Annotated in this window: 28 protein-coding genes and 4 pseudogenes; 18 read left to right on the top strand and 14 right to left on the bottom strand. The window is 53.3% G+C overall.

From position 1 onward, the window contains the following. Positions 1 to 23: 23 nt before the first annotated feature. Positions 24 to 107 (top strand): annotated as a pseudogene (locus HV127_RS11075) (DUF2164 domain-containing protein); the annotation flags it as partial. A 147-nt stretch (positions 108 to 254) separates the two neighbouring features. On the opposite strand, the gene HV127_RS11070 reads toward HV127_RS11075, so the two are convergent. Further along, positions 255 to 1,235 (bottom strand): IS5-like element IS5 family transposase, encoded by a 981-nt coding sequence (locus HV127_RS11070; protein WP_042934497.1) that lies wholly within the window; start codon positions 1,233 to 1,235, stop codon positions 255 to 257. Positions 1,236 to 1,303: 68 nt separating this feature from the next. Here HV127_RS11070 and HV127_RS11065 point away from each other — a divergent pair. From HV127_RS11065 to HV127_RS11050, 4 genes and pseudogenes are all read left to right on the top strand, one after another. Then, positions 1,304 to 1,462: pseudogene (locus HV127_RS11065) on the top strand (DUF2164 family protein); the annotation flags it as partial. Between the two features lie 110 nt (positions 1,463 to 1,572). Then, on the top strand, positions 1,573 to 2,724 hold the full coding sequence (locus tag HV127_RS11060; RefSeq protein WP_182236036.1) for a double-cubane-cluster-containing anaerobic reductase: 1,152 nt from the start codon (positions 1,573 to 1,575) through the stop codon (positions 2,722 to 2,724). Between the two features lie 9 nt (positions 2,725 to 2,733). Further along, a complete protein-coding gene (gene yjiL, locus HV127_RS11055) occupies positions 2,734 to 3,501 on the top strand; it encodes a putative 2-hydroxyacyl-CoA dehydratase activator YjiL (RefSeq protein WP_182236034.1) in 768 nt (255 codons plus the stop codon). Continuing rightward, positions 3,498 to 3,764 carry a DUF3343 domain-containing protein gene (locus tag HV127_RS11050; protein ID WP_182236032.1) on the top strand — a complete coding sequence of 89 codons (267 nt, stop codon included), beginning with the start codon at positions 3,498 to 3,500 and terminating at the stop codon, positions 3,762 to 3,764. The genes yjiL and HV127_RS11050 overlap by 4 nt, the downstream gene beginning before the upstream one ends. On the opposite strand, the gene HV127_RS11045 is transcribed toward HV127_RS11050, so the two are convergent. From HV127_RS11045 to HV127_RS11035, 3 genes are all read right to left on the bottom strand, one after another. Beyond that, entirely contained in the window at positions 3,751 to 4,938 is a 1,188-nt protein-coding gene (locus HV127_RS11045) for a type 1 fimbrial protein (RefSeq protein WP_182236030.1), read from the bottom strand. The genes HV127_RS11050 and HV127_RS11045 overlap by 14 nt on opposite strands. A gap of 19 nt (positions 4,939 to 4,957) precedes the next feature. Then, a complete protein-coding gene (locus HV127_RS11040; protein WP_182236028.1) occupies positions 4,958 to 7,474 on the bottom strand; it encodes a fimbria/pilus outer membrane usher protein in 2,517 nt (838 codons plus the stop codon). A gap of 66 nt (positions 7,475 to 7,540) precedes the next feature. Continuing rightward, the gene (locus HV127_RS11035; protein WP_182236026.1) at positions 7,541 to 8,230 is read right to left on the bottom strand and encodes a molecular chaperone; all 690 of its coding nucleotides are present in this window, start codon (positions 8,228 to 8,230) and stop codon (positions 7,541 to 7,543) included. 318 nt (positions 8,231 to 8,548) lie between these two features. On the opposite strand from HV127_RS11035, the gene HV127_RS11030 reads away from it, so the two are divergent. After that, positions 8,549 to 9,517, top strand: a complete 969-nt coding sequence (locus tag HV127_RS11030) for an IS5 family transposase (protein ID WP_182236024.1) — start codon at positions 8,549 to 8,551, stop codon at positions 9,515 to 9,517. Positions 9,518 to 9,562: 45 nt separating this feature from the next. On the opposite strand, the gene HV127_RS11025 is transcribed toward HV127_RS11030, so the two are convergent. From HV127_RS11025 to HV127_RS11000, 6 genes are all read right to left on the bottom strand, one after another. Further along, complete coding sequence (locus HV127_RS11025) at positions 9,563 to 9,940, bottom strand: fimbrial protein (RefSeq protein WP_182236022.1); 378 nt, start codon at positions 9,938 to 9,940, stop codon at positions 9,563 to 9,565. Positions 9,941 to 10,139: 199 nt separating this feature from the next. Beyond that, on the bottom strand, positions 10,140 to 10,508 hold the full coding sequence (locus HV127_RS11020; protein WP_182236020.1) for a winged helix-turn-helix domain-containing protein: 369 nt from the start codon (positions 10,506 to 10,508) through the stop codon (positions 10,140 to 10,142). A 561-nt stretch (positions 10,509 to 11,069) separates the two neighbouring features. After that, positions 11,070 to 12,134 carry a DUF2955 domain-containing protein gene (locus HV127_RS11015; RefSeq protein ID WP_182236017.1) on the bottom strand — a complete coding sequence of 355 codons (1,065 nt, stop codon included), beginning with the start codon at positions 12,132 to 12,134 and terminating at the stop codon, positions 11,070 to 11,072. Next, entirely contained in the window at positions 12,124 to 13,191 is a 1,068-nt protein-coding gene (locus HV127_RS11010) for an HlyD family secretion protein (protein WP_182236015.1), read from the bottom strand. Before HV127_RS11010 ends, HV127_RS11015 begins: the two co-directional genes overlap by 11 nt. Positions 13,192 to 13,197: 6 nt before the next feature. Then, complete coding sequence (locus tag HV127_RS11005) at positions 13,198 to 13,662, bottom strand: MarR family transcriptional regulator (protein WP_142462166.1); 465 nt, start codon at positions 13,660 to 13,662, stop codon at positions 13,198 to 13,200. Positions 13,663 to 13,888: 226 nt separating this feature from the next. Continuing rightward, positions 13,889 to 14,053, bottom strand: a complete 165-nt coding sequence (locus HV127_RS11000; protein WP_182236013.1) for a DUF1127 domain-containing protein — start codon at positions 14,051 to 14,053, stop codon at positions 13,889 to 13,891. Between the two features lie 177 nt (positions 14,054 to 14,230). Here HV127_RS11000 and HV127_RS10995 point away from each other — a divergent pair, with 177 nt between their 5' ends. The 5 genes and pseudogenes from HV127_RS10995 to HV127_RS10975 all read left to right on the top strand — a co-directional run bounded on the left by HV127_RS10995 (position 14,231) and on the right by HV127_RS10975 (position 19,271). Further along, positions 14,231 to 15,655 carry a PLP-dependent aminotransferase family protein gene (locus tag HV127_RS10995; RefSeq protein WP_182236011.1) on the top strand — a complete coding sequence of 475 codons (1,425 nt, stop codon included), beginning with the start codon at positions 14,231 to 14,233 and terminating at the stop codon, positions 15,653 to 15,655. A gap of 130 nt (positions 15,656 to 15,785) precedes the next feature. Next, a pseudogene (locus tag HV127_RS10990) lies at positions 15,786 to 16,007 on the top strand (hypothetical protein); the annotation flags it as partial. 283 nt (positions 16,008 to 16,290) lie between these two features. Then, positions 16,291 to 16,626: a SymE family type I addiction module toxin gene (locus HV127_RS10985; protein WP_182236009.1), complete on the top strand. Its 336-nt coding sequence runs from the start codon at positions 16,291 to 16,293 to the stop codon at positions 16,624 to 16,626. Between the two features lie 393 nt (positions 16,627 to 17,019). Continuing rightward, positions 17,020 to 17,931 carry an acetamidase/formamidase family protein gene (locus HV127_RS10980; RefSeq protein WP_182236007.1) on the top strand — a complete coding sequence of 304 codons (912 nt, stop codon included), beginning with the start codon at positions 17,020 to 17,022 and terminating at the stop codon, positions 17,929 to 17,931. After that, positions 17,928 to 19,271, top strand: a complete 1,344-nt coding sequence (locus HV127_RS10975) for an APC family permease (protein WP_181483779.1) — start codon at positions 17,928 to 17,930, stop codon at positions 19,269 to 19,271. The genes HV127_RS10980 and HV127_RS10975 overlap by 4 nt, the downstream gene beginning before the upstream one ends. A 232-nt stretch (positions 19,272 to 19,503) precedes the next feature. Here HV127_RS10975 and HV127_RS10970 read toward each other — a convergent pair whose 3' ends face one another. The 4 genes and pseudogenes from HV127_RS10970 to HV127_RS10960 all read right to left on the bottom strand — a co-directional run bounded on the left by HV127_RS10970 (position 19,504) and on the right by HV127_RS10960 (position 21,456). Beyond that, on the bottom strand, positions 19,504 to 19,806 hold the full coding sequence (locus HV127_RS10970) for a BrnA antitoxin family protein (RefSeq protein WP_182236005.1): 303 nt from the start codon (positions 19,804 to 19,806) through the stop codon (positions 19,504 to 19,506). Beyond that, positions 19,793 to 19,888, bottom strand: a pseudogene (locus HV127_RS31680) (BrnT family toxin); the annotation flags it as partial. The pseudogene HV127_RS31680 and the gene HV127_RS10970, both read right to left, overlap by 14 nt. A 243-nt stretch (positions 19,889 to 20,131) precedes the next feature. Further along, a complete protein-coding gene (locus HV127_RS10965) occupies positions 20,132 to 20,554 on the bottom strand; it encodes a FosA family fosfomycin resistance glutathione transferase (RefSeq protein WP_182236002.1) in 423 nt (140 codons plus the stop codon). Beyond that, the gene (locus HV127_RS10960; protein ID WP_182236000.1) at positions 20,548 to 21,456 is read right to left on the bottom strand and encodes a LysR family transcriptional regulator; all 909 of its coding nucleotides are present in this window, start codon (positions 21,454 to 21,456) and stop codon (positions 20,548 to 20,550) included. The genes HV127_RS10965 and HV127_RS10960 overlap by 7 nt, the downstream gene beginning before the upstream one ends. Positions 21,457 to 21,543: 87 nt before the next feature. Between HV127_RS10960 and HV127_RS10955 the strand changes: the two genes are divergently transcribed. From HV127_RS10955 to HV127_RS10925, 7 genes are all read left to right on the top strand, one after another. Continuing rightward, complete coding sequence (locus HV127_RS10955) at positions 21,544 to 22,326, top strand: NAD(P)H-dependent oxidoreductase (protein ID WP_182235998.1); 783 nt, start codon at positions 21,544 to 21,546, stop codon at positions 22,324 to 22,326. A 146-nt stretch (positions 22,327 to 22,472) separates the two neighbouring features. Then, positions 22,473 to 23,057, top strand: coding sequence for a TetR/AcrR family transcriptional regulator (locus tag HV127_RS10950; RefSeq protein ID WP_182235996.1), 585 nt, complete (start codon positions 22,473 to 22,475; stop codon positions 23,055 to 23,057). Between the two features lie 17 nt (positions 23,058 to 23,074). Beyond that, positions 23,075 to 23,878, top strand: coding sequence for a winged helix-turn-helix domain-containing protein (locus tag HV127_RS10945; protein WP_182235994.1), 804 nt, complete (start codon positions 23,075 to 23,077; stop codon positions 23,876 to 23,878). Continuing rightward, entirely contained in the window at positions 23,875 to 24,393 is a 519-nt protein-coding gene (locus HV127_RS10940; RefSeq protein ID WP_182235992.1) for a FidL-like protein, read from the top strand. Before HV127_RS10945 ends, HV127_RS10940 begins: the two co-directional genes overlap by 4 nt. Positions 24,394 to 24,799: 406 nt before the next feature. Further along, on the top strand, positions 24,800 to 25,078 hold the full coding sequence (locus HV127_RS10935; protein ID WP_110277400.1) for a BMC domain-containing protein: 279 nt from the start codon (positions 24,800 to 24,802) through the stop codon (positions 25,076 to 25,078). Between the two features lie 16 nt (positions 25,079 to 25,094). Continuing rightward, positions 25,095 to 25,379 (top strand): BMC domain-containing protein, encoded by a 285-nt coding sequence (locus HV127_RS10930; RefSeq protein ID WP_112215164.1) that lies wholly within the window; start codon positions 25,095 to 25,097, stop codon positions 25,377 to 25,379. Between the two features lie 14 nt (positions 25,380 to 25,393). Continuing rightward, positions 25,394 to 25,672 carry a BMC domain-containing protein gene (locus tag HV127_RS10925; protein WP_015585230.1) on the top strand — a complete coding sequence of 93 codons (279 nt, stop codon included), beginning with the start codon at positions 25,394 to 25,396 and terminating at the stop codon, positions 25,670 to 25,672. The last annotated feature ends 10 nt before the right edge of the window (positions 25,673 to 25,682 follow it).

Below are 25,682 nucleotides of genomic sequence, written 5' to 3'. Positions count from 1 at the left end.
AGCGATATTTATAAAGGAATGCTATGAGCGATATCGATCTCAGCCCGGCACAACGCGATCTTCTGCGCGAGAAGCTATGTAAATACTGCGAAGAGAATTTTGAACTAGGGAAGGTGCGAATAAGCGGGGAAATTCTTCTCGGCTGACTCAGTCATTTCATTTCTTCATGTTTGAGCCGATTTTTTCTCCCGTAAATGCCTTGAATCAGCCTATTTAGACCGTTTCTTCGCCATTTAAGGCGTTATCCCCAGTTTTTAGTGAGATCTCTCCCACTGACGTATCATTTGGTCCGCCCGAAACAGGTTGGCCAGCGTGAATAACATCGCCAGTTGGTTATCGTTTTTCAGCAACCCCTTGTATCTGGCTTTCACGAAGCCGAACTGTCGCTTGATGATGCGAAATGGGTGCTCCACCTTGGCCCGGATGCTGGCTTTCATGTATTCGATGTTGATGGCCGTTTTGTTCTTGCGTGGATGCTGTTTCAAGGTTCTTACCTTGCCGGGGCGCTCGGCGATCAGCCAGTCCACATCCACCTCGGCCAGCTCCTCGCGCTGTGGCGCCCCTTGGTAGCCGGCATCGGCTGAGACAAATTGCTCCTCTCCATGCAGCAGATTACCCAGCTGATTGAGGTCATGCTCGTTGGCCGCGGTGGTGACTAGGCTGTGGGTCAGGCCACTCTTGGCATCGACACCAATGTGGGCCTTCATGCCAAAGTGCCACTGATTGCCTTTCTTGGTCTGATGCATCTCCGGATCGCGTTGCTGCTCTTTGTTCTTGGTCGAGCTGGGTGCCTCAATGATGGTGGCATCGACCAAGGTGCCTTGAGTCATCATGACGCCTGCTTCGGCCAGCCAGCGATTGATGGTCTTGAACAATTGGCGGGCCAGTTGATGCTGCTCCAGCAGGTGGCGGAAATTCATGATGGTGGTGCGGTCAGGCAAGGCGCTATCCAGGGATAACCGGGCAAACCGACGCATGGAGGCGATTTCGTACAGAGCATCTTCCATCGCGCCATCGCTCAGGTTGTACCAATGCTGCATGCAGTGAATGCGTAGCATGGTTTCCAGCGGATAAGGTCGCCGGCCATTACCAGCCTTGGGGTAAAACGGCTCGATGACTTCCACCATGTTTTGCCATGGCAGAATCTGCTCCATACGGGACAAGAAAATCTCTTTTCTGGTCTGACGGCGCTTACTGCTGAATTCACTGTCGGCGAAGGTAAGTTGATGACTCATGATGAACCCTGTTCCATGGCTCCAGATGACAAACATGATCTCATATCAGGGACTTGTTCGCACCTTCCCTAGAGCTGGAGCAGTTTGACGCCGATTTTTTCGTCGATTTTATCGCCAAAGAGCTAGGGCCGATGTTTTTTAACGCCGGGATTGATACGGCAATTAGCACCCACGTCGCCTGGAGCGATCGAATTCAGGAAGAGATGGATCTGAAAAAAGTCTATTAGCGCCAACCGTCCAATAGCTCGACATGAGTGGGAGATCAATAAAGACTCACTATTAATATGGTTATAATGCGGATTCTTTCATCATCTCCCGTGTACGGGGAAGGAAAACCATGTCGCTTATCACCGATCTACCCGCCATTTTTGACCAATTCTCCGAAGCTCGCCAGAAGGGCTTTCTCACGGTCATGGATCTTAAAGAACAGAACATTCCGCTGGTCGGCACCTACTGCACCTTTATGCCGCAGGAGATACCGATGGCCTTGGGCGCAGTGGTGGTTTCACTGTGCTCCACCTCTGACGAAACGATTGAAGAGGCGGAGAAAGACCTGCCGCGCAACCTCTGCCCGCTGATTAAAAGCAGCTACGGCTTTGGCAAAACCGACAAATGCCCCTACTTCTACTTTGCCGACCTCGTCGTCGGTGAAACCACCTGCGACGGCAAAAAGAAAATGTATGAGTACATGGCCGAATTCAAAGCCGTGCACGTCATGCAGTTGCCGAACAGCGCCAACGACGATGCCTCCCGCGCGCTGTGGAAAGCAGAAATCCTGCGCCTGCAGCAGGTGGTGGAAGACCGTTTCGGCACGCCGATTACCGAAGCCGCGCTGCGCGAAGCCATTATCCTCAAGAACCGCGAACGCCGGGCGCTGGCGAACTTCTACCGCGTCGGGCAGCTCAATCCGCCAGCGCTCAGCGGCAGCGATATTTTAAAAGTGGTCTACGGCGCAACTTTCCGCTTCGACAAAGAGGCTCTGATTGACGAACTCAACAGCATGGCCGAACGGGTTCGTCAGGAATGGCAAGAGGGCAAACGCCTGGAAGCGCGACCGCGCATTCTCATCACCGGCTGCCCGATTGGCGGTGCGGCGGAAAAAGTGGTGAAGGCGATTGAAGACAACGGCGGCTGGGTCGTCGGCTTTGAAAACTGCACCGGCGCCAAAGCCACCGAGCACTGCGTCGACGAAACCGGCGACGTCTACGATGCCCTGACTGACAAATACCTCGCCATCGGCTGCTCCTGCATCTCGCCGAACGACCAGCGCTTAACCCTGCTCAGCCAGATGGTGGAGGAGTACCAGGCCGACGGCGTGGTGGATGTCATTTTGCAGGCCTGCCACACCTATGCAGTGGAATCGCTGGCGATTAAACGCCATGTGCGTAACCAGCACAACATTCCCTATATCGCCATTGAGACCGACTATTCGACAGCGGATATCGGTCAGCTCAGCACCCGCGTCGCGGCCTTTATTGAAATGCTGTAGGGGGCAGGAGTGACGTTTACCGTAGGGATTGATTCCGGTTCTACCGCCACCAAAGGCATCCTGCTCCAGGATGGCGCTATTCAACGCCGTTTTCTCTGCCCGACGCCGTTTCGCCCCGCCGATGCCATCGTTGAAGCGTGGGAAACGCTCTGCGCCGGGCTGGATGAACGCCCGTTTTTAACCTTAACCGGCTACGGTCGTCAGCTAGTAGATTTTGCAGATAAACAGGTGACGGAGATCTCCTGCCACGGGCTGGGCGCGCGTCTGCTGGCACCAGAGACCCGCACGGTTATCGACATCGGCGGCCAGGACAGCAAGGTTATCCAGTTGGATGACGACGGCAATCTCACCGACTTTCTGATGAATGACAAATGCGCGGCGGGCACAGGACGCTTTCTGGAGGTTATCTCGCGCACGCTTGGCGCTAGCGTCGAACAGCTCGACAGCATCACTGAAGGCGTCGAGCCGCATGCGATCACCAGCATGTGCACGGTGTTTGCCGAATCCGAGGTGATCAGCCTGCGTTCAGCCGGGGTGCCGCCGGAAGCGATTCTCGCCGGAGTAATCAACGCCATGGCCCGGCGCAGCGCCAATTTTATTGGCCGCCTGTCGGCACAGGGCCCGCTGCTGTTTACCGGCGGCGTCAGCCACAGCGCAGCGTTCGCGCGAATGCTGGAAGGCCACGTCGGCATGGCGGTGCATACCCATCCCGACGCCCAGTTTGCCGGGGCAATCGGCGCGGCGCTGATCGGTTTACGTCAAAGGAGCCGCAGATGACGGAATATCTGTTTTTATTTCACTCGACGGTGGGCGTGGTGCGCACCCGCAAAGCCTTGCAGGCAGCGGGAATGACCTTCCGGGTGAAGGACATTCCGCGCCAGCTGCGCGGCGGCTGCGGGCTGTGCATTTACCTGAGCTGTGAAGAGGGAGAGGAGCAGCGGTGGGTTATTCCCGGCCAGACGGAAGCAATATTTCGCGTCGAGGACCAGGAATTCCAACCATTGCACTCGTTCCCTGCTCAGCACATTACTGATAGTTGATGGTGAACTCTACCGCCGTATCAGCCCTACCTGCCCGCAGCGTGCTTTCATTGTTGCGGGCATAGCGCGCTCTGAGCGGTATCGCGTAGCTGGCGGTGGTTTGCAGCAGCGTCAGGCCAGAGTCGGTCAGCGTATTGGCTTTAGAATTGGTTAACACATTCACGTTATCGCGATTTTGGATCTCCAGGCACATACCTTTTGCCATATCGGTATCATCGGTCAGCGCTGCACACTCGCCGCCCGCAGCCAGCGTTTGATAACCGCTCACCGGGTTAAGCAAAAAACCAATGCTATTGGCCATATCTGTCCCGGCAATCGTGTAGTCAGTGGCGCTTCGCCAGCGGATCACCGCCGTCGACGAGGAGTCTGACGCATTTCGATTGTAGCGCCCGTACATCGGCGGGCAGTTCAGGAGATTGATGTTGAAATCTACCCACTCGGTGGTTGTTGATTGCGCAATTGAGTGTTCCCCCATTGGCACCGTGACATCCGGCGTCTGGCAGGTACCGGCAACAACATTCACACTACCTGATATGTTCCAGCGGTAGCCATAGTCCTGGGTCACACCGGTGGCATTCGTGGCCTGAGCAGAACGAGTAATCGCTGGGTAGTTAAACGCCACAGACCAAACTCCCGGAGAGATATCCCCGACTTTCACCAGCAGAAGTTCAAAAGCCTGATCGGTGTAAACCGCGCCAAAGCGCCTCGACTCTGTGCTCGGAATATTCGTTTGAGTCGTGGAGGAATCCGGCAACCCATATAGCGATGTTGAGTTATTATTGTAGGTAGCAGCAACCACCACCCCAATACCGGAAACTCCCGAACTGTAAACATTGAGTCCTTGATACTGTCCAACAACTGCGGGGAGCGCCCCCTCAATATTCAATGCATGGACTAGCCTAATATTTTCCCCACCCGCCACGTTCGAAATACAGGCATCGACGCCGATAGTCTGCGTATCAGCATCAAAAATGTACTGCCTGAAAAGTACGGACCCCACGGGTAAATCACGTAATGCCGAAACCATCAGGGCTTTGCCTAAAACCGAGACATTTTGCTCGACATAGTCCGTACGACCAGAATAGTTTTTCGTACAGGTAATGGACGCGAATGAAACAAACGGCAGCAGTAATAACCCTGCCAGCCCCCATCCTAGCCAGCTTTTAGTTGGCATACTTAGTCCTCCCTGGAAATTAGCGGCACACAGCATTGATGTTTACAATCTCCGGCGACGATGCCGGAAGCGAGTAGTTGATGGCGCAGGAATCCTCTTTCTCCGTCCCCCAGCGCACGCGCAGCTGGCCTGAGGCATGAGAAAGCCGGGCAAAAATACGTTGCCCCTGACCAACCACGCCAACCACGTTTTGCTCCGCATCCAGCACATCGGCGCCAAACGGAATTGCTTGAGCGTTAGTCAGTCGAATCATCGCCGCCTGCCCTTGTACGGTATCAAAACGCAGCTTGACCACCGACCCGCTATAAGGCGCGATTTTCTGACTGGTGTTTTCCAGCTCAACGTTATCCGGAATACCTTTTGGATCGATCTCGACCAGGTTGTTCTGGTAAGCATTAAGATAAGGGACGATAGCGTAACCAAAACGATCGACGGTAATGCCTGAATAACCGCTCACTTTCGCTCCCTGCGCGCCTTTTGCTTCAACTAACGCCATGGTGTCGGCGGTATAAGGGGTCAGCGTGACGCCACCGCTATGCGCAACCGCGCCACCGCTGATACCAAGGGAATAATTACTGTAATGTTTACCCGTTCCCGCCTGCGCCTGGAGCATCGCCAGTGAGCTACGGAACGAAGTATTCAGCGAACCGCTCGTTGAGCCACCGTTATTGGTATTTGACGCCGACAAACCATAGCTCAGCAAGTTATCTTCCAGCGCCGTACCGCTCACCCCCAGTTGCTCACGCACAACACCGCCCGGATCGTGATTGAGATTCACTGACATTTGGCTGAACGGCGTCTTATCGCCAAGCGGAATACTTAGCGTCAGTTGGTAGTGATTTTCATAATCGCCATCGCCGTTGCGATTACGGCTAAGACTTAGGCCATAGCCCACTCGCCCCAGGCTGTTGTTATAACCAAACTGGTACTGGCGATCGGTTCCCTGGTTACTTTCCCAGTAATTCTGTTGCCAGACGTTAAGATAAAAATTTCCCCATCCTTCCGGCAAATTTTGGCTGGCGCTGATGCTGAGGCGGCTTTTGGGGCGATGGATATCCCATGTATCATCGCCATATTTCTGCGCATCACGGATCTGCATCGCGGTCATAAAATCCAGGTACTCTTCAGTCGAATAGCGGTAGGCAGCAACGTTAAAATTGCTGCCCGTCGACAAAATAAATTGACTATATTTCAACTGATAGCTTTGCCCCGACATGCGTTTACCATAGCCCTGAAGAGGCTTATCAAACTGAGTCTGTGCCTGAGTGGCGTCAAGAGAGAATGTCCCGACAGGCGTACCTAGTGACATACCCAGGATACCGGCCTGATAATCTTCATTTCCCTGAAGACCTGCATAGCCGGTAAAAAAATTGTTCAGGCCACGGCGCCATGTCAATTCGCTAAGAAATGGCTCGCTTTCCACCTGATCTTTACGCAGCTTACCCATCGTCACGCTGTAGTGGTTAGTGCCCGAACGGAGTAGATTACTGGTCGCCGCGTAGGGGATAGTCTGCTGTTGCTCGGAGCCATCCGCTTCCTTAATCACCAGCTGCAGGTCGCCACCGTAGCCCGTAGGATAGAGATCGTTAATTTCAAATGGACCGGGCGAAACGGCCGTTTCGTACAACAAACGCCCCTGCTGAAAAATTTGCACCTTCGCTGATGTGCGAGCGGTTCCACGTACAACTGGCGCATAGCCACGCTGGGAATCGGGTAGCATCTGCTCCTCATTCGCCAGCTGAATGCCACGAAATGCGAGGGTATCAAACAGCTCACCCCGGGTATTGCGATCCCCAATTGACAGACGGCCTTTTATCGCTGGAATATCGCGCTGGACATAGGTGTTTAGCGCCTGGTAGTGGCTTCCCACATCATCCTGCCAGCTCCAGTTGCCATTGTGACGAAAATACCAGTTTCCCAGGTTAAAGCCCGTCGTGATCCCCGAATAGGCGCTATTGTTTTCCGTTCCCCGGTTTTGCTGATGATAATAGCTGGCGTTGTAGGTCAGCAGCCCTGCCGTCACGCCTTTGTTCCACAATGCTGGATTAACGTATCCCCGCGGATGACGTTCCAGATATAACGTAGGGATCGTTAAATCCAGCTTCTGGTTGCCAGAGTCAAATTCCGACGTTATCTGAGGGAGGATTTCCGCCATAGCAAGGCAGGCGTCATCCGCGCTATTAGCCAACAGCAATTGTGAATCATCATTAAGTGTTTCAATATTCAGCGGGAGCATACGCCATACTTCAGTAGTCAGACATATGGCCCCTATTTGGGATGACTGTGTACTGTCGCTGACCGTAATATCCTGAAACCCCTGATACTGGCCGTTGATCCGCAGCTCCACGCGATATTTTCCCGGCACGGCCTGGTCGCGTTCATAGTGGGTCAAATCGATCTTTTTCTGACTCCCCTGGCTCATAAACGTGCTATTAAACTGCACTTCGTCGGCATCCTGCGCGATAGCAAAAGGGCTAAAACTAAGTGAGATCACCACGGCCAGAGGCGTCGGTTTAAAATAGCAAAAACGAATCATCAAGAACCCCGTTCTATTCCATCACTGTTTACAGGGCGGCGATAACATAATAAATACCGCATCAATTTATTTTTTATTAGGATCAATGGGGCGCAATGCGCCGTAGTCATTGATAATCATCGGGTACCAGCGGGTGGTTACGCGGTCCAGTGACCAGGTGTGGGTTTCACCTGGCGTTAACATGCTGCCAGTGCCAATATTTTTCACTCCTTTCTCGTCTTCCGAAAAATAGGCCACGGTCACATGGTATGGTGTGACGTTATGCGCGGTGACTTTATTTCCCTGACGCTTCCAGACAACGCTTTCCGGCGCATCTTTCGCATTTTTAATTAATTTTTTAGGACGATAAAAGAGCTTCAGACGGGAACGAAAGGCCATCATTAACCGATTTTTAGTCTCTAACTCACCTTTTACCTTCGGTGGAATTTCGAGAACGTTAAGATAAAAAATAGATTCTTTATCTTCTGGCAACGCGTCTCCGGTATAACGAACACGCAACGTTTGTCCCTTACCTGCATTGACGCGATTAATTGGAGGACTCAATATAAAAGGTGCTTTTGCATTTTCTGGTGTAGACTTATGGTCACCATCATCAATCCACGACTGAATTAATACCGGACCACTCCCCTTATTTTCCATTTTAACAGAAACTTCCCGATCAGTTTCCGGATAAATAACGCGAGTGCCAGTAATAACAATGGAACTGCTGGCAGGAAAGGCAGCAATCATAACCAGCCAAAAAAAAATCATTTTCATTGACAGAGTCCTTTCAATAAGCCGATGGAGATCCTTCCATCGGCTTCTTCTAAATAAAATAAAGATTACTGATAATTGATGGTGAAGTTCACTAAGCTGGAGACCAGGCCAGCCGTAGCGTACCCTGTAGAATAGTATTGAACAGCGTAGGGGAGAATTGTAGTACCCGTACTTTTACCTTCTGTATCAGCGGCGATAGCTACTTTGGTATTAGTAGTACTCTGCGTGCTGCTACCGACTTTAATCACTTGATCGCTGGTGGCATCGATCAGCTGTAGCTGGACATGGCTTTGTTGAATAAATCGAACTTTTGCTGAGTTGAAGGCTCAGATCACGCATCTTCCCGACAACGCAGACCGTTCCGTGGCAAAGCAAAAGTTCAAAATCACCAACTGGCCCACCTACAATAAAGCCCTCATCAACCGTGGCTCCATAACTTTCTGGCTGGATGATAAAGCTATTCAGGCCTGGTATGAGTCAGCAACACCTTCTTCACGAGGCAGACCTCAGCGCTATTCTGATCTCGCCATCACCACCGTTCTGGTCATTAAACGCGTGTTCAGGTTGACCCTGCGGGCTGCACAGGGTTTTATTGATTCCATTTTTACACTGATGAATGTTCCGTTGCGCTGCCCGGATTACACCAGTGTCAGCAAGCGCGCAAAGTCGGTTAATGTCAGTTTCAAAACGTTCACCCGGGGTGAAATCGCGCATCTGGTGATTGATTCCACCGGGCTGAAGGTCTTTGGTGAAGGCGAATGGAAAGTCAAAAAACATGGCCAGGAACGCCGTCGTATATGGCGAAAGTTGCATCTGGCAGTTGACAGCAACACACATGAAATCATCTGTGCAGACCTGTCGCTGAACAATGTGACGGACTCAGAAGCCTTCCCGGGTCTTATCCGGCAGACTCACAGAAAAATCAGGGCAGCATCGGCAGACGGCGCTTACGACACCCGGCTCTGTCACGATGAACTGCGGCGTAAGAAAATCAGCGCGCTTATCCCACCCCGAAAAGGTGCGGGGTACTGGCCCGGTGAATATGCAGACCGTAACCGTGCAGTGGCTAATCAGCGAATGACCGGGAGTAATGCGCGGTGGAAATGGACAACAGATTACAACCGTCGCTCGATAGCGGAAACGGCGATGTACCGGGTAAAACAGCTGTTCGGGGGTTCACTGACGCTGCGTGACTACGATGGTCAGGTTGCGGAGGCTATGGCCCTGGTACGAGCGCTGAACAAAATGACGAAAGCAGGTATGCCTGAAAGCGTGCGTATTGCCTGAAAACACAACCCGCTACGGGGGAGACTTACCCGAAATCTGATTTATTCAACAAAGCCGCTGGACATTCGTAGCCCCGCCACTCTCCATATTCACCAGGTTATTAGTCGTATTACTCACGGTAGAACCATTCTCAAAGTAAGCTGCGGCAGTCGTTGTCGTCGCCAGACCAGAACAACCTGAAAGCTCAATGTTAAATTGGGTACGCCCGATAACCGAACCTTGAAGCGATAAAGATTGTGATGATACAGTGGGCAACGTGATAGTACCCATGGCAGTTGAGAGGTTAGAAGGACCACCATCAATAGAAATATTACAGGTACTATCAACCAATTCGCCCTGGAAATTAATAGTCCCATCAACTGCCTGTGCACCCGTTGCAACCAGACAAGAAGCCACCACTGTAGATAATAATAAACGCTTCATATTTAACTCCATGTTAAAAAAGTCCCTGGATAAGGGGATGTCATTTATAAAGAAAACACTTCTGTTGGAATTTAAACGCCCAACATACACGGTCCCATAGCAGTCAATTACTTATTAGCACTGATACAGTAATATTAGTACTAATAAAGTTGCCACCAGATTTATATATTTACAAAATAAATATCTGCACAACCAACAATCAAGATTGATAGAGTATTTTTATATTATCAGAGGTAATTCTGTACCCTTTCCCGGGGATTCGCTCAATCATATTCTCGTCAACGCCAGCTAACATCAGGTTTTGCTTTAAGGCTGATATCACCTGCACTAATCTGGAATGTGACGAACTCAACCCATTTTTATCCCAGACATGATGCATGATTTCATTATCGGTAATAATTTCCTTTTGGTGTTGCATTAGAAGAAAGAATAAAAGATTAGACATAGTACTACGTAAAGCAATAGGACTATCCCCATGCAACTGACTAGAAACACTAACAATTTTAAGTGGGCTATCGAAACAGAAAATTGCATCATCAATCAGAAAACCAAAAACAGAGAATGACATTCACATATCCTCATATAATTATCCATAATTATATATCAAGTGAATATAATTTTTTCCCGGCGCAGCCTAATAATAATCTTATTTCCTGAAATGATTATAATCCCAATATTAAAAAAACCTCAAGACCCATTATTTTTAGAGCAAAACCCCATTAAACCAAAAAAATGAAGAGTAAAAAACTGATGAAATGCATGATTGTGAAGTAAAAAAACCAAAACACTTAAAGAATAATCTCAATGAGATAATGCCAAATATTAAAAACATACAACTTTATTTAGCATAAAATCAGGATAAAAAACCACTAAAGAAGAATATGATTTAAAAATCAACAAATTACAAACACATGAAATGCCCAGATAAAAGTATGAACTAAATTCATTTTATGTAACAAAAACCAAAAGCATTCGTGTTTATGATTGTTTACCAACCAAATATTCTTTTTATTTATTAAAAATAAGCTCGCTCTTATTCGATATTATTTAGGGGAAATAAAAAGACCTCCCCCTTTCATTTTCAACGAAACGTTAAACCAAAGTTATTATTCCTAAGCCAAAATACGGATTACTCCGTCATCACAAACCGCGTCGGCGCAAAACAGTTCAGGATTCGATGCACCAGAAAGACCATCGTCAGCGTCACCACCAGCGCAACGGTCACCGAGGTGATGCGGTACAGATCGCTGAATACCAGATCCTGGTCCGGATGCAAATTCTGGCCAAACATAATGCCGATAGTGGTGATGCTGGCGAAGCCCACACCAGCGCCGACTTTCTCCATCACGTGCAAGCGGGCGCTAAAGGCCAGACCGAGGCCAATCAGCGGCATCATCAGCACCATATGGTTGCTGAAATCATAGATAACCAACTGCACCAGCAGAATATAGAGACAGGCCAGCACCACCCCCACCACGCGCCAGATCGAGCTGATCACCGCGCCGCGATAGTGCATCGGGAAGAGAATCAAAATCCCCGCCATCAGCGCCGACAGGGAATCACTCAAATCGCAGACCTGGAAGATAACAAAGATCATCGTCGCCACGGTGCCGGAGAGTAGCGATTCATGGCGAATACGCGCGGCATCTTTTTCAATGCGCGGCGGCGGCTTGCGCGGTTCCACGTCCGGGATAAAGTAGTTCAGCAGCGCGCTGAGGGCCACCGCCATCAAGCAGGCCTCCATGTTGGAGAACATCAGCGTGTGCCAGTTGCTGGTGGGATAGCTCATAAAGTTGAGCATCGTGCTCTGACACACCACGCCCATCGACCCCAGCAGAAACAACGGTCCCTGGCTCATAAAGCGAAAGCGCATCACGTACAGGCCAAACACTACCAGCGTCATGATCACCGGCCACTGCGAAAGATAGCCGACGATCAGCACCATTTCGACGCAGTTCACTGCTGCACTAAACACAAACTGCCGCGCCACGTGGCGGTTAAATACCGGCACCAGCGACAGCAGCATCAGCGGGTAAACCACGAAAAAGACGCCGTACTGCACGTCGTAGAAAGTCGAAATGCTCAGCGCGATAGTTCCGGCGACGGCGATGCGCAGCGTCTGGCGAAAATCATTCGCCGTGTAGACGATATTGCCATGCGGGGTAAAGACCCGCGCCAGAGTATTAATAGACATAATGCAGCAGGCTCACCAGATGGATCTGCGCCCCAGCAAAGGTGCGGGCAAACGGGCCATCGCTATTATAGAGCTGCACCGTGGCGCGCGCGCCGGTGGGCAGCGGCTTGTCCAGCGGCTCCTCCAGCGCCACGTGGATACGCATGCGCTGGGCATCGCGCACCCAACGGGTGGACTGCTCAGGCTGCGACAGCTGGCCGTTGACTTCTTCCTGCCCGGCCAGAATCCCGGCATCGCTGCTGGTAACGCGCGCTTTAAAGACTTTACCCGGCAGCGCATCAAATACCACCGCCGCATCGGTATTCACGCCGGTGTGGCGCAGGCTCTTCTCGCGGAAATCGGCAACAATATCGGTGTGATTGCTTACCAGCGCCAGCAACGGGGTGGCGGCGGTGGCGTACAGTCCGGGATTGAGCTGAAGGTTGCTTACCATGCCGTCAGTTTCAGCGCGGACCTTTGTCCAGCCGAGGTTAAGCTGCGCCTCTTCCAGCGCGTTGCGATACTTTTGCAGCGTCACGTTCCGCGCATCATCGCGTTCGCCGCGCTGGATCAGCAGGTTCTGGATGCTGGCGCTGAGCGCGCTGACCGACTGTTCGCTGGTTTGCCAGGTGGTGCGCACCTTATCCAGGTCCGATTGCGAGACGTTCTGCATAGTGCTCAGGCGCTGATAGCGATCGAGCGTCACCTTGTCGTTGCGGGCGGTGTACTGGGCGGTGCGCAGGTTGGCGCGGGCAGAGGCGATCTGCGCGTCCAGCTGCTGGTTGCTCAGCTTCGCCTGCTCAAGGGCGATTTGCGCGGCCTCTACTTTGTTGGTAAACGGCGTCGGGTCCAGCTCATAGAGCAGGTCGCCCTTCTTCACCTGGCTGTTGTTATGGACATAGACATGGGAGACATAGCCGGAGACGCGCGATGATACCGGCGTGACCACGCGCATCACGGTGGAGTCCGGGGTGAGCGGGATCCAGATATCGGCAACGATAAACCAGGCGAATATCGCCAGGAACGCGGCAATACTCACCCTTACCCAACGGGCAAACTTCTGTTCAGGGGTCATCATAGTTTTTTAGATCTTATTATCTTCTTCGCGGATAGTCCGCAGATTGCAGGCGATGTGATTTAACGTGGCGCTGAAGGTGGCGAGTTCCGCCTCGGGAATGGTTCGGGTGACGCGATTTTGATAAGTCTCAATCACGCGGTTCAGCTCTTCCAGCCTCGAGCGGCCTTCCGCCGTCAGCGTCAGCAGGCGTATACGCTTGTCATAGGGCGATGTGGAACGCAGCAGATAGCCCTGCTTTTCCAGCTGCGTGAGGGTGCGCATCAGCGGCGGCAGTTCAATGCCCTGCACCTCCGCCAGTTCGCTGACCGAGACGTTATCCCCCAGCTGATGCAGCTGCATCAGCACCGTCCAGCTTGACTGGGTCAGGCCGGTGTCGGTAATGGCAGAATCGATAATCGCGCGCCACTGGCGCACCACCATCGCCATGCGCATCCCCATCGGGCGGCGAGCAAACAGGTCGTCTTCGGTCATCTTCTTTTCCTCATTTAACGATAAGGAAAATAATACTTATCATGGTAAGTATCAAGAAACGAAAGATAGAGAAGCATGAAATGATAAATTATGTGAATGTAAATTCCCGATGGAGTATCGGTTTGGTAACCCCGACAGGCGCGTCAAGCGCCGCCTCCGGGAAAACCCCGGTCGCGCTGACGCTTACCGGGGCTACGAACGCGCGCTGGGTGAAAAACCGCACGTTTTAATTGATCTGATCCCGGCGCAATCCGACGTCTCTCAGCTGTTCATCGCTCATTCGCCGCAAGATCCGTCGCGTTTGCATCCGAAGCCACCATTTTCTGATCGCCCGCCCTAAAAATACCAAGCCGATAAACGGCTGTTTTGCCCGATTCTCGTGAAATTCCATCCTCTGCCTCCTCGCCTTGCCAGAGACTTTATCTTCGCGGATCCGGGGCCAGACAATACAGATTCACAAAACACTTTTCTTTAACATACAGATTGATTAAAAAGATATCTGCGTGCGGTTTTCACCGCCCATCTGTACTGGTTTATCCATCTGTATGGCGACAAAAAGGGATACAGCATGACTCGCTACCAACATCTGGCCAATTTGCTGGCTGAACGTATTGAACAAGGGCTGTATCGCCACGGCGAGAAGCTACCCTCAGTGCGCAGCCTGAGCCAGGAGCACGGCGTCAGCATCAGCACCGTCCAGCAGGCGTATCAGACGCTGGAGCAGCGCCAGCTCATCACCCCGCAGCCGCGATCCGGCTATTTTGTTGCCCCGCAAAAAGCCCAGCCGCCGGTACCGCCGATGTCGCGCCCAGTACAACGCCCAGTGGAGATAACCCAGTGGGATCAGGTGCTGAACATGCTCGACGCCCGCAATGACAAAACTATTATCCCGTTCGGCGGCGGCTCTCCGGACGTATCTCAGCCGAGTTTAAAACCGCTATGGCGCGAGCTCAGCCGGGTGATCCAGCATAATATTATCGACGTGCTGAGCTACGATGAGCTAGCCGGACGCCGCGAACTGCGCGAGCAGATCGCCCGCCTGATGCTCGACGGCGGTTCCGTCGTCACCGCCGACGAGCTGGTGATCACCAGCGGTTGCCACAGCGCGCTGTCGCTGGCCCTGCTCGCGGTGTGCCAGCCCGGCGATATCGTTGCCGTCGAATCCCCTTGCTATTACGGCACCATGCAGATGCTGCGCGGCTTAGGGCTAAAAGCCATTGAGATCCCCACCGATCCGAACAGCGGGATCAGCGTCGAAGCCCTGGAGCTGGCGCTGGATCAGTGGCCGATCAAAGGGGTCATTCTGGTGCCGAACTGCAACAACCCGCTGGGATTCATCATGCCGGACGCCCGTAAACGCGCCGTGCTGTGCCTCGCCCAGCGCCACGATATCGTGATTTTTGAGGATGATATTTACGGCGAGCTGGCGACCGACTACCCGCGCCCGCGCACCATCTACTCGTGGGATATCGACGGCCGGGTCATACTCTGTAGCTCGTTTACCAAAACCATCGCTCCCGGCCTGCGCATCGGCTGGGTCGCCCCGGGCCGCTACTATGACCGGCTTTTACAGATGAAATACGCCGCCAGCGGCACCAACGTCCCCTCAACCCAGCTGGCGGCCTCCACCTTTATTCGCGAAGGCCACTATCACCGCCACGTGCGAAGAATGCGGCAGATTTACCAGCGCAATATGGAGATCTACACCTGCTGGCTGCGGGAATATTTCCCCTGCGGCATCTGCGTCACCCGCCCAACCGGCGGCTTTATGCTGTGGGTCGAACTGCCCGAGCAGGTGGATATGGTGTGCGTCGCCAAACAGCTGTGCCGCATGAAGATCCAGGTCGCGCCGGGATCGCTGTTTTCGGCATCCGGGAAGTATCGAAACTGCTTAAGGATCAACTGCGCCCTGCCGCCGATTGAGAAGCACCGGGAGGTGATGGTGCAGCTGGGCATCGCGGTGAAAGTGGCGATGGAGTGGGAGACGGAGTGAGATTATAGGGTGTAGCACTTGGTGAAAGTTGTTTTCCTGCGCTGCATCCAAGTTTTCATTGTTTATTCTCCACCCTCGTCGCCCTACCGTTACATTGCTTGATGGTTCACCCATATCACGAAAAATTGACTTTGCTGTATGCGATAAATTATCGGAAAACCAGGTGGTGATGACGCAAATCGCCAATAACACCCGCGAGCAGGCGATGCTGGGTGGTTTCCCGAAAGCGATTGATGATGCGGTGATGGACAGCAGCGAAGCGCATCAGGAAATGATGATGCAATATCTGACGAATCCGGCGCTGGCGAAAGGCTTTGCGCGCGTGGTGTTTGATTTACTGAAAGGGGTCTAATATTAAAAAGGCTGTGATAATTTTCGCAGCCTTTTATTTTTTAATGGATATTTTTTCAATTCTATTACCGGATGGTGTTTTGTTTATCTTCCCAGGATTAGACATTCCCATAAATTTAATTTATGAATAAATACTTCCAGTAACGTCTTTATTATTGTCTATTTTTAGCTGGCTTTATTTTTATTTACTGGGTAGATTTACAGGTGTTATTTGTCGCGATGTAGCCGTGGTGGAACACGACCACATCGCTAATCACAATCCCTATTGAAAAGGAATAGAGATCATGACTGACGCCGATTCTATTGCAGAACTGATTAAACCTGTAGTATTTCCTTCGACCTTACGCAGTTATACCGTGTCGTATGTGACGAATTATCCAAAACACGATCGCGTACCCGCGCTGATTTTAAAAGGTCAGTGGCTTGAGAAAGCGGGGTTTACCCCCGGCAGAAAGCTGGAGGTACGGGTCATGGACGAGTGTATTGTGCTCACCGCCAAAGTGATGGAGCCCACGCTCGAGAATGCGTTTCATCGTGTGCTGAATCTGTCAAAGCGCAAGCAGCAGCAAATCATGGAGCTGATCGCGATGGTGGAAAGCAGCAAGGGAACCTTCAGTTAACAGCCTAAACTGGCGGCCAGATATGGCCGCCACATGCATTACGCCCCGACTACGATAGCCAATATAAAACACGCTAATAATACCTCGTAAGAATATTAACGAATTGATTTATCAGCAAACATATATCGTTTGTGTTTATAAAATCTTGCTTAATTGCCTTCCCATCTTAATCCCGATACATTCATCTTCTCCCCGCAGGGGAACTCTAAGAGCCTATCTCATTAGGGCTATTTTGCTTGCCACTTTGAACCTGGGCAGTGCTCAGAATCCTCACGTACTACGTGTACGCTCCGGTTCTTCCGCGCTGTCCGTGTTCAAACTGTCTGCGCCAATAACGCCTACTGAGATAGGCTCTAAATATAAAAACACAACAATATAATCGGGATGAATGTCATGAAAATAACCAAAGACCAGGTGGTTTACGCCATGTCGCGGGATAACGCCCCTGTCGCCACCGTAAGTAGCGGTAGTGAAGTGCTGTTCGAAACCTGCGACTGCTTCTCTGATCAAATCACCTCTGCCGATGCCGTATTCAACGAGCTGGACTGGCAGCGTATTAATCCGGCGACCGGGCCGGTGTACGTCGAGGGTGCCGAGCCGGGCGATGCGCTTAAGGTTACGATCAAGCGTATTACCCTGACAGGTCAGCAAGCGGTGATGGTCACCGCGCCGCAACTGGGCGTGATTGGCGACGAACTCGATGCCCCGAAGGTCACTATCGTTCCCATTGAAAACGACCATGCCGTACTGCCCGGTAACGTGCGCGTTCCGCTCAACCCGATGGTTGGCGTGATCGGCGTCGCCCCGGCTGGTGAAGCTATCTCCTGCGGCACGCCGGATAGCCACGGCGGCAATATGGACTGCAAAATGATTACCGCAGGCAGCACGCTGTGGTTGCCGGTCAACGTGCCCGGCGCGCTGTTCGGATTGGGGGATTTACACGCCGCCATGGGCGATGGCGAAGTCTCGGTCTGTGGTCTGGAAATCCCCGGTGAAGTGCTGGTGGAGCTGACGGTGGTTAAAAACCGCAAGCTGCCGCTGCCAATGCTCGAAAACAGCGAAACGCTCTTCACCCTTGCCTCTGCCCTGACGCTTGATGAGGCTGCCGCGATGGCGACCCGCCATATGGCGCATTTTATCGCGGATAACACATCCCTGACGCTGGCGGAAGCGATCAGCATCCTGAGCATCGCAGGCGATCTGCAAATCTGTCAGGTAGTCGACCCGCTGAAAACCTGTCGTTATGCCTTACCGAAATCAGTGGCTGAGCAGCTCTCCCTGCGTATTGAAGGGGAGCAGGCATGAGCGTCGAACAGTTTGGCTATAAGCAGGAGCTGCACCGGGCGCTGACGTTCCGCGACCTGCTGGTCTACGGCATGATTTTTATGGTGCCCATCGCCCCGTTTGGCGTCTTTGGCTACGTCTGGGACGGCGCACAGGGAATGGTGGCGCTGGCCTATCTTATCGGCATGGTGGCGATGTTCTTTACCGCCATGAGCTACTGGTCGATGTCGCGCGCCTTCCCGGTTTCCGGTTCGGTATACGCGTATGCCCAGCGCGGCATTCACCCCATTGTCGGCTTTTTTGCCGGTTGGCTGATCCTGCTGGACTATATTCTGGTGCCGTCGCTGCTCTACATCGTCAGCGCAGCGGCGCTGGCGCCCATGCTGCCTGGCGTACCGGGCTGGCTGTGGATCGTCGGTTTTATCGCCATCAACAGCCTGATTAACCTGCGCGGCATTACCTTTACCGCGCGCGCCAATAACACGATTTTGATCGCCGAAATCGTGGTGCTGTCGGTGTTCGTCGTGCTGGGGCTGATCGCGCTCTATTCCGGCGCGGGTGCAGGCCATTTGACGCTCGACCCGCTGTATAACGCCGATAAGTTCAGCCTGCCGCTGGTGATGGGCGCGGTCTCTATCGCCGTCCTCTCGTTCCTCGGTTTCGACGGGATCTCCACGCTTTCGGAAGAAACGAAAGGCGGCGTCGATACCGTGGGCAAGGCTTCGCTGGGCGCATTGATGCTGGTGGGTTCGCTGTTTATTCTGCAAACCTGGATTGCCGCCGATCTGGCACAGGGGATGACGTTCAGCAGCCTCGATACCGCTTTTTACGACACCGCTAATCTGGCGGGAGGCAACTGGCTGAAGTACGTCACTATGTGGTCAACGGTGATCTCCTGGGGGATTGCCAACGCGCTGGTGGCGCAGGCTGCCGTGTCGCGCATTCTGTTTGCGATGGCGCGTGATAAGCAGCTGCCGAAACTGCTGGCGAAAGTACATCCGCGGCTGAAAACGCCTTACGTCAGCACCCTGTTTGTGGCGCTGATTTCCCTGGTTTCCGGCCTTTGGTTCTATGGTGATATCGACAATCTTAGCCGCCTGGTGAACTTCGGTGCATTGATGGGTTTCCTGGTGCTGCATATCGCCGTCATCAACCATTACATCATTCGCAATAAGTCACGCAATCTGGTGATGCATCTGCTGTTCCCGGTGGTGGGCCTGTGCATTATCGGCTTTGTTATCTATGAGATGGACGCTCAGGCGAAGGTGCTCGGGCTGAGCTGGCTGGCAGTGGGCGTCGTCTATTACGTCATGATGCGCCTGGTGCTCAAACGCAATATCGAACTGAACCTGGAAGGGTAGCCTCTCCCCGGCTCGCGCTGCGCTTAGCCGGGCTACGGGTTCCCAGCCGTCTGCGAACCGGTAGCCCGGACAGGCGCGTCAAGCGCCGTCTCCGGGGAAGCAGTGCGCAATGCAGCTTCAGATTATCTTCCCGGTGGCGCTGCGCTGACCGGGCTACGGGTTCCCAGCCGTCTGCAAAACGGTAGCCCGGACAGGCGCGTCAAGCGCCGCCTCCGGGGAAACATAAGGCAGGTTATTTCTTATTAAGATCGCGAATCATCGCTTCTCTTAAGATTGCATTCAAGCGGGTTTGGTAGCCTTTCCCGGGGCGTTTAAGCCACTCCATAACATCAGCATCAATACGTACAGAAGCCTGCGTTTTTAGCGGTCGATAAAATTTGCCGCGTACCGCATCTGACCACTGTTTATCCTCCGTTGCCGGGATATCACTGTAATCAATTTCATCATCCGTTTTCTTCGCCAGCGCTTTAAGTTCAGCATCTCGCTCGGCTGTATGCGCAACCGGGTTATCGCGTTTATGTTTAACCATGTTCATAACGGTTCCTCTCTTTGCTGTTCGCCTTCCGGGCACTGATGATATGAACAACCTCTGTTACGCTTTCAAAATGGATTGTATATACAAAAAAGTACAGACAATTATCAGGAGATAGCACTCTCAACATTAGAAAAACTTCACATTTTCAGAGGAAAGTTTATAAAGATTCTCTTCCCGGTGGCGCTGCGCTGACCGGGCTACGGGTTCCCAGCCGTCTGCGGAACGGTAGCCCGGACAGGCGCGTCAAGCGCCGCCTCCGGGGAAACAACGCACAATGCAGCTTCAGATTATCTTCCCGATGGCGCAACAGTCTCCTAAACGTCCGCTAGTCCTCACCAAAAAACACCATGCCTTTATAGGGTTTCTCCCGACACGCCTCCAGGCGCTGGGCGAGGCTGCCGACGTGCAGCTCCAGCTTGTGGCCGTCCGGGTCGAGGAAATAGTGCGATGCGCCTTCGCTTTTATTCACCTTCCATACCGGGACGCCAGCCGCATTCAAACGCTCGGAAAACGCCACAAAGTCTTCTTGCGCAATACTAAACGCGTAATGGGTGTAATCGCTCTCCTCGGGCGGGATAACGCGCCGCTGCGGGTCCAGCGACAGGCACAGCCACAGATCGCTGCAGGAGAGATACGCGCCGTTGTCCCACTGTGCGTGCAGAGTCATCCCCAGAAGCTGCTGATAAAACGCCACGCTCGGCGCGAGCTGGCTGACCGCCAGGGTCAGGTGATTTAATCCGCTTAACATGGCTTATCCTCTAATGACATGACAATTTGCTGGCGCAGCCACCGATGCGCCGGGTCGCGGTGCCAGCGCTCATGCCACAGCATCAGCATATCAAACCCGGCCACCGCCAGCGGCGGTTCAACCACCGTCAGGCCGCCTGCTCCACGCACCAGACGCTCCGGCAGCACCGCCACCAGCTCGCTATTGCGCAGCGTCTCCAGCATAAACAGGAAATGTGGCACCGAAAGGACAACCTGCCGCGCCAGACCGAGGTTCGCCAGCGCAGTATCGGTTGCCGCGCTGAATCCCCCGCCGTCCGGCGAGACGATCACCTGATATAACTGGCAGAACTGCTCCAGGCTCAATGTAGATTGCAACGCCGGATGCCCCGCTCTGCCCGCCAGCACGTAGCGTTCGCGAAACAGCAAACGCTGATGCAACCCCGGCGGCGCACCGTCATGAGTATGGAAAAACAGATCCACTTCATCGCGATCCGCCTGCTGAATCAACCGCGAGGGCTGTAGTTCAAACACCGCCAGACGGCTGGCCGGAGAAGCAGTACGCAGCACGTTGAGCGCTGGCAGCAGGATCGCCGAGGCCATATAGTCCGTTGCCGCCACGCGCCAGGTCTGCGCCGCCGTCGCCGGATCAAATGCCTGAACTGGCGCTACCGCCAGCTCCAGAGCCAGTAGCGCATCGCGCAGCGGTCCGCGCAGTTCATCGGCGCGGGCGGTAGGCTGCATCCCACGCGGACCCGGCAGCAGCAGCGGATCGGCGAAAATCTCCCGCAACCTCGCCAGCTGAACGCTGACCGAGGGCTGCGACAAATTAAGGCGCTGCGCCGCTCGAGTGACGTTATTTTCGCTGAGCAGCACGTCGAGGGTGCGCAGCAGGTTGAGGTCCAGACGCTGAATATTAATCATCACTATACCTGTCATTAAGGTAATTCATTTCTACTATAACGCCGTGCCCTCTACTCTGCTGCTCTCCATGACTCAGAGGTGATCTCAATGAAAGTGTTACTGATTTACGCCCATCCCGAACCGCGTTCGCTTAACGGCGCGCTGAAAGATTTTGCCGTGCAGCATCTGCAAAAGGCCGGTCACGAAGTACAGGTTTCCGATCTTTACGCCATGCGCTGGAAGGCAGGGTTTGATGCCGATGACAGCAGCGCTTTGCCGGTCGAAGATGCCTGGCGGGCAACACGGGATTCACAATATGCCTTTGCCCACGGCACGCAAAGCGCGGATATCACTGGCGAACAGGAGAAGCTGCTGTGGGCCGATACGGTGATTTTTCAGTTCCCGCTGTGGTGGTTTTCCATGCCCGCCATTATGAAAGGCTGGATTGACCGGGTTTACGCTTATGGGTTTGCCTACGGCGTCGGTGAACATAGCGATAAACACTGGGGCGATCGTTACGGAGAAGGGACGTTCGCGGGCAAACGGGCGATGCTGATCGTCACCGCCGGGGGATGGGCGGAACACTACGCGCCGCGCGGGATCAACGGTCCTGTCGACGATATTCTGTTCCCCATTCAGCACGGGATGCTGTTCTACCCCGGCTTTGACGTGTTGCCGCCGCTGGTGTTTTACCGTACCGACAAACTCGATGAACATCGCTTTAATACGCTGCGCGACGAACTGGCTCAGCGGCTGGATACCTTATCTGAAACCGTACCAATTCCCTTTCGCCGTCAGAACCACGGCGACTATCTGATCCCTTCTCTGGCTCTGCGCCCGGAACTGGCTCCGGGCGAAAGCGGCCTGGCTATCCATTTGAACTCTATGTGAATCTCTGCTGGTGGTATTCGTTACGCACGAATACCACCACAATTCATATGGTGAATTGTGAGCCTCCACGCAATAACAGCATCCCGTCCCGGTGCGCCTCTTCGCATATTGATAGCGATCAAGAATAATCATACCGTCTGGTCGGTATGATTCGGGCCATGAATACAGAAACCCAACATCGAAAGAAAGACCCCGTCCGTTTATACAAGCAGTTGCTGGAATCAGCGGCCACCATTGCCGGTCGGGACGGCATCGCCGCTCTCTCGCTGAACGCCGTTGCGCGCGAGGCGGGAGTGAGTAAAGGCGGTCTACTGCACCATTTTCCCAACAAACAGGCGCTGATTTTTGCCCTATTTGCTCGTCTGCTGGCGATTATGGAAGAGGCGATCGCCGAGCTGATGGCTGCGGATAATATCTCTTATGGCCGCTTTACCCGTGCGTATTTGCGCTATCTGTCAGCCCCTGAGCTGACGGACACCCAGGAGAGCCGCCAGTTAATGGTGCTGTCGCTGGCCATGCCGGATGAGCCGGTACTGCGAAAATGCTGGCGCGACTGGATGCTTGACCATCTGGCGAAGGGCGATGAGCTGGACAATAGCCATACCGGCACGCTGGTGCGCTATGCGGCGGACGGCATCTGGCTATCGGAGTTAACTGAGGGGCGCACGATGAGCGCCGGGCACCGGCAGTCGCTGGTCAGCGATCTGACGAAGATGACGCTTCCTGTGTGAAGCATGTTGAGGCCGCGATGCGTTATAACATCCATGGCCGTCTTATTTATGATGCAACGGACGGCACACTAACTCTACCGGGAAGCGATGAGGCGGACAGCCAGCTGTCAATTACCGCCAACGCGCTGCTGTGGTTTTTCTTGCGCCATACCGACGTGGTCAGCCGCGACGAAGTGCTCAAAAAAGTCTGGGATGATAACGGGTTAACCTCGTCGAACAGCAATCTCAATCAGTATCTGAGCATGCTGCGTAAAACCTTTCGCCACTACGATATCGATAACATTATTGTCACCGTGTCGCGCGGCCTGCTGCAGCTCAACCCGGATCTCACCATCGAGATGCTGGACGCTATCCCTGAACCAGCACCGCCGCAGCCCGCTATCGATCCTGAGCCAGCCCAAACCACCGCGCCGCCAGAACAAAAGCCTGTTTCCACGCGGCGCGCGCGCGGCACCTGCTGGTATCTCGCAGGAGGCTGCCTGCTGACCATCGCCCTGCTGTTGGTGGTGTGTAGCTTTCTTGGCACCAGCAAGTCGCGCCCCATCATGCTAACGCAAATGAGCCACAGCCAGTGCGAGCTGCTGGCCAGCGATGAGATGCTGCGCTCCGTTGCCGGAACCGCCTATGGCAAGAATTTTGATGCCGTACGCCAGCGCCTGAAGCTGGAGTGCAAACCCGGCGAACGCTTCGTCTTCTTCTATGGCGACCGGCTGGAAACCAACGGCCTGGGTCGCGTATTCCTCGCCCACTGCGCGATGCACGAAGATAACCCGTTCAGCTACTGCGATAACTATTTTTACTATTCATGGAAGCCGCAATGAGACTCGCCCCTCGCCCTTTTTTCGCTCTTTCCAGCCTGGTGTTTATTGCCGCCACTGGGTTCTGTGCCTGGAAGCTGCTGCCCGTAGACAATGGCGGGATCATGAGCTGTTCCACGAAGGCGATTATGCGCTTTGAAAACATGGAAAAAGAGAACGTGAACGGCAATATCCATTTCAATTTTGCCGCCAACGGTAAAGGCTCGATGGTGGTTGAAGGCTACACCGACTCCGCCGCCGGTTGGCTCTATCTCCAGCGCTACGTCAAATTCAGCTACACCAGCAAGCGCATCTCCACCACCGAGCGCCACTACCGCATCAGCAAGTGGGAATCCAGCGCCTCGTCCATCGATGAGTCACCGGACGTTATCTTCGACTACTTTATGCGTGAGATGTCGGACAGCCACGACGGCCTGTTCCTCAACGCCCAGAAGCTCAATGAGAAAGCGATTCTGCTCAGCTCCATTAACTCGCCGCTCTACGTCTGTACGCTGAAGTCCGGCAGTAAACTTGACTAAGCTCACACCCTCTTTTCTTGCACCGCTGTTCACTTCGTAAAACCGCACTTTTTGCATTTAGCCTCACCGCCAAAACACGATCTTTCCCGCACTTCACGAAGGGTTAAATTACCCCTCTCCTGCAATAAATTAGCAACCTGTTAACATCTATCGGCTTCCAACTAAATGGTGAAAAAAACGCCATAACCGTCGCCAAATCTTCCCCTCAAATGCAGCACAAACAGATAAATACCAACCTCATACAACCTAAATCACAGAGTAAAAAACTAAAAATACCCGCCTCACGGATTTAAATTTCACTTCACCGCCCACGCCCTATAGTGAACCCCGAACACCGCTTCCGCGTCCTGACGCCGTTACGCGGACGGTTTTCCCGAATCACAAAACCTGTTCTGGAGGAGAAAACATGGGTGATGCATTAGGGCTTATCGAAACCAAAGGTCTGGTGGCCTGTATTGCCGCAGCGGATGCCATGTGCAAATCCGCCAACGTCGAGCTGATTAGCTATGAAAACATCGGCTCCGGTCTGGTCACCGTGATGGTGAAGGGCGACGTCGGCGCGGTGAAAGCAGCAATAGATTCCGGTGTGGAATCCGCGCAGCGCATAGGGGAAGTGGTGACGTCGCTGGTGATTGCGCGTCCACATAACGACATCAACAAAATTGTCATTAAACACAGGGCTTAAGGCCAGGAGAACGCAAATGGGTGATGCATTAGGTTTGATTGAAACCAAAGGTCTGGTGGCCTGCATTGAAGCGGCAGATGCGATGTGCAAAGCCGCCAACGTTGAGCTGATTGGTTATGAAAACGTCGGCTCCGGCCTCGTCACCGCGATGGTGAAAGGCGACGTCGGCGCGGTGAAGGCGGCGGTTGATTCCGGCGTGGAATCTGCGCAGCGCATCGGCGAAGTGGTGACCTCACTGGTTATCGCCCGCCCACATAACGACATCAACAAAATCGTCTCGCATTACAAAATGGCCGAATAACCGGAGAAAACCTGATGAAAGAAGCACTAGGGCTTATCGAAACCAAAGGTCTGGTGGCCTGTATCGAAGCGGCAGATGCGATGTGCAAAGCCGCCAACGTCGAGCTGATTGGCTATGAAAACGTCGGCTCAGGCCTCGTCACCGCGATGGTGAAAGGCGACGTCGGTGCGGTGAATGCCGCCGTGGATTCCGGTGTGGAAGCGGCAAAACGCATTGGCGAAGTCGTCACCTCTCGCGTCATCGCGCGACCGCATAACGATATCGAAAAAATCGCGTCGCAGCACAAAGCATGACCTGACAGGG

Origin of the sequence: Klebsiella sp. RHBSTW-00215, assembly GCF_014103785.1 — a bacterium.
Classification (GTDB): Bacteria; Pseudomonadota; Gammaproteobacteria; order Enterobacterales; family Enterobacteriaceae; genus Klebsiella.
Note: the sequence above shows the minus strand (reverse complement) of the source record. Positions and strands in the feature narration are given on the sequence as shown.